This window comes from Terriglobales bacterium (assembly GCA_035624475.1).
Classification (GTDB): Bacteria; Acidobacteriota; Terriglobia; order Terriglobales; family Acidobacteriaceae; genus DASPRL01.
Map to the genome: position 1 here is coordinate 1 of DASPRL010000014.1, position 3,345 is coordinate 3,345.

Genomic DNA, 3,345 nt, shown 5'->3' on the forward strand with positions numbered 1-3,345 from the left:
ACGCGGCCTGCAGGCGCTGGTATTCCGCCTCCGGCAACTGCACCAGCAGGGGCTTCTTGCCGGGATCGAGCCAGGAGAGCATCTCCTCCATCTGCTCGGGAGACATGGCGGTGCAGCCCACGGTGGGCCGCCCTTCGCCCCGCCAGATGTGCAGGAAGATGCAGGAGCCGGCGCCCGGACGCGCGGGGCCGGTGTTGTGCTCCACGAAGATGCCCCATTGATAGAGCGTGTCCGGACGCAGCATCTGCTCGGAGCTGTTCCAGTCGGGCTTGGCTCGCGAGCGGTCGACCAGCGTGTTGTACTGCGACGAGGCGGGGTCGTCGGGGCACTCGACGCTCGACGTAAGCGGCAGGTAAGGCATCTTCGAGCCCGGGTACTTCCCGGGAGAGTAGCCAAACGCGGTGCCCAGCCGGAAGAGGCCCGCGGGGGCCTTGCCGTCGCCTTCTTTCTTGATGGGATCGCCGCTCTGGGCCGGCGCCGCCACTACGCCCAGGCCCCAGCCCAGGCCGTTCTTCCCCACCGTCACGGTGAAGGGCTGGCCGACCCTGGTCCAGGGCCGGCCCGGGGCCTTGCGCTCATAGCGCTCCAGCCGGCCCTGGTCCGCGCTCCACTCGCGGGTCGTGACCACCAGGATCTGCCGCGAGCCGTCCAGAACGTCGCGGCTCGGGGAGGCCTGCGGCGGCCCTCCGGCCAGGGCGCTGGGGATGCTGAAGCAGAGAAAAAGCACGGACAGGGACAGGGAACGGACGAGGCTCTTCACCTGGGTTCGGTTCCTCCGGGGCGGATGCGGAGCAAAGTGTAGCCGGAGGCGGAGGCGCGCGCCAGTCCTGGAATGCGCTTCCCGAAAAAAACAGCACCGGCCAGGGCCGCCAGCCGGCCCTGGCCGTGAGCAGAACCGGACCCGGTCTTAGCGGCCGTGGCGATCGCGGCGCAGATCGCGGCGGTCGGCGCGCACGTCGCGGACATCCGAGCGCCGGTCCCTGCGGTCGCGGCGCAGGTCGGCGCGCTGGGCGGCAGCCCCGGCGGTGTTGCCGGTCCTCAGGTCGTGGCGTAACGCGGCCCGGTCGTGACGGATGTCGCGGCTATCGCTGCGGATGTCGCGGCGGTCGTGGCGCAGATCGCGCCGATCCTGATGGATGTCGTTGGGCTGGGCCAGCGCCGCCGGCGCCGCTCCCAACACCAGAGCCAGCACTCCCAGAGCAAGGCTGCTGCGAAGACGTGTCATAGACTCTCCTCCGATCCGGAGGCCCCTTGGGCCTTCTTGCTCCCATTCAACCCGGATGGGGGAGAAAGTTGCTCCGCCGCGCCGACAATCACCGCGCGGCAGGAGAGGAGGAGGTGAAGCGGGTCCGCCGGCAGCCTCAGCCCTCAGCGCAGGGTGACTGAGCGCTGCCACTTGGCGTGCAGCCAGGCCAGCAGGCCGAGCGCCGCGGTCTCCCGCGGGCCTGAGGTCAGCCACAAGGCGCTCAGGTTGCCGGGGTTGGAGCCGAGCAGGCGCAGCGCCCAGATCAGGCCCAGGGCAAGGACCAGGCTGCCCACGCGGGCCTCCCAGGCGGTCCAGTTCCTGAAGACCTGGATGCGGGTGGTGTCGCCGGGGGCGTAGGCCACGGTGCGCCGGTCTTCGTAGCCGGAGCGCTCCTGGGGCCAGGTCTCGGGGTGCGACTTGGGGAGTGTCGCCATGGCCTGCATTCTCCTCCTGCCGGCGTTGCAGGGCCAGATTACCCAAGTTCGCGTCGGCCATCGGCCGATGGGACGAGCCGAGGTACAAGTCCCTTTGGTCCCGGCCGGGCGCGGGCGTAGTATGGCCAAGCGGTTCTATGACGAGGACAAGGGCAATCCTAGGCATGGTCCTGGTCTTGCTCCTGCTGCCACTGCGGATGTTCGGCTGGGGCTGCCGGGGACACGAGACTGTGGCCTTGCTGGCTTGGCAACAGATGGGACCTCACGCCCGCCAGCGCGCCGCCGAACTGCTGGCCCGCTCTCCCATCGATCCCGCCCTGGCGCGCTATTGTCCCAACCCCGGCTTGGGAGACTTCGTCGATAGCTCCACCTGGGCCGACGACATCCGGGAGCACCGGCCGGAAACCGGCCCCTGGCACTTCATCAACATCCCTCTGGGCATGGCCTCCGGCGATCTGAACCCCTTCTGTCCGACGGAGAGGGCCTGCGTCGTGCAGGCCATCCGCCGCCAACTGGAGGTGCTGCGCTCGCCGCAGGCGGGCACGGCTGAGCAAGCGGAGGCGCTGCGCTTCCTCATCCACCTGGTGGGGGACCTGCACCAGCCCCTGCACGCCACCACCAACAACGACCAAGGGGGCAATTGCGTTCCGGTCACCTTCTTCGGGGCGATGCCGCAGCCGGTGGGCAGCACTCCGGAGGAACTGGCCCGCGACAACTACCGCCCCAACCTGCACGGAGTGTGGGACACGGAGCTGGTCGAACGCTCGCTTGGAGCCGAGGCCCTCCCCGCCTTTGCCCGCCGGCTGCGCCACCGCTTCGCCCGGGACAGCGCAGCGTGGAAGCGCCAGCCCGCCGACCTGGAGGCCTGGGCGTGGGAGAGTCACGACGCAGCCGTGCGCGTGGCTTATGGGAAGCTGCCGCACGCGGTGACGGCGGAAGCGCCGCGGCCCATAACCCGCTGCAGCGACGATGACCAGGTGGGACGGCGGATGCTCGGCCTCCAGGAGAGCATCGGTCCTGCCTATTTCCAGCAGGCCAAGCCAGTGATCGACCGGCAACTGGCGCGCGCCGGCACCCGCCTGGCCGCGCTCCTCAACCAGCTCTGGCCGTAGCCCTTGTCTCCAGCGCCCGGCTCATGGAAACAAGGGCACCTTACTTTGCTCCTATCTCGAACCACGTGAAACTGTGATTGGTGTGGAACTCCCCGCAGAACTGTGTGCGGGCGGAATTCCCGGAGAACTGCCGGGCCGTGCACTCCACTTCGGCGCGGTGGAAGGCCTGCACCTGATCGACGGGCAGGTCGGAGGCGGAATTCAGCAGTCGCAGGGTGGTGCGCGGCAGGCCGTTAGCCGGGTCCGTGTCGTGAGTGACCTGCCGGTCATAGTCGAAGCGGATGCTATCGGCCAGGTCGCGCGCGGTGGGAGCGACGAAGGCCGTCACCACCGCAAAGCTCCGGTGGAAACTTGTGTCGATCCCGCGACGAAAGCGGAAGAAGGGCCCAATGATGGGCAGCTCGCCCACCATGGGGACCACGAACTTGGGTTTCTGGTAGCCCAGTTCGGCCGAGAACGACGAGATCTCGAAGAGCTTCAGAGTCTCCACCCGCACCACGTCCTCGACCGTGTGCTCGGCCACGCGGTTCAGCGGCAGGTCCTTCGAGCCGGC

At 68.9% G+C, this 3,345-nt stretch carries 5 protein-coding genes; 1 reads left to right on the forward strand and 4 read right to left on the reverse strand.

Translation table 11 applies throughout. The features are described 5' to 3' along the window. The 3 genes from VEG08_00880 to VEG08_00890 form a co-directional block, all read right to left on the reverse strand. Window positions 1-760, reverse strand: a 760-nt coding sequence (locus VEG08_00880; GenBank protein HXZ26532.1) for a L,D-transpeptidase family protein, incomplete at its 3' end; no start/stop codon positions are given. Window positions 761-907: 147 nt separating this feature from the next. Further along, window positions 908-1,225 carry a hypothetical protein gene (locus VEG08_00885; protein ID HXZ26533.1) on the reverse strand — a complete coding sequence of 106 codons (318 nt, stop codon included), beginning with the start codon at window positions 1,223-1,225 and terminating at the stop codon, window positions 908-910. Between the two features lie 143 nt (window positions 1,226-1,368). Continuing rightward, the gene (locus VEG08_00890) at window positions 1,369-1,680 is read right to left on the reverse strand and encodes a hypothetical protein (GenBank protein HXZ26534.1); all 312 of its coding nucleotides are present in this window, start codon (window positions 1,678-1,680) and stop codon (window positions 1,369-1,371) included. Window positions 1,681-1,844: 164 nt separating this feature from the next. Between VEG08_00890 and VEG08_00895 the strand changes: the two genes are divergently transcribed. Continuing rightward, entirely contained in the window at window positions 1,845-2,792 is a 948-nt protein-coding gene (locus VEG08_00895; GenBank protein ID HXZ26535.1) for a S1/P1 nuclease, read from the forward strand. 40 nt (window positions 2,793-2,832) lie between these two features. Here the strand turns inward: VEG08_00895 and VEG08_00900 are convergent. Next, a partial coding sequence (locus VEG08_00900; GenBank protein ID HXZ26536.1) for a hypothetical protein occupies window positions 2,833-3,345 on the reverse strand: 513 nt, incomplete at its 5' end.

What these genes read in the sequence shown, in the direction of transcription:
- VEG08_00885 (HXZ26533.1), bottom strand. Translation starts at nt 1,225, where the DNA reads ATGACACGTCTTCGCAGCAGCCTTGCTCTGGGAGTGCTGGCTCTGGTG.
- VEG08_00890 (HXZ26534.1), bottom strand. Translation starts at nt 1,680, where the DNA reads ATGGCGACACTCCCCAAGTCGCACCCCGAGACCTGGCCCCAGGAGCGC.
- VEG08_00895 (HXZ26535.1), top strand. Translation starts at nt 1,845, where the DNA reads ATGGTCCTGGTCTTGCTCCTGCTGCCACTGCGGATGTTCGGCTGGGGC.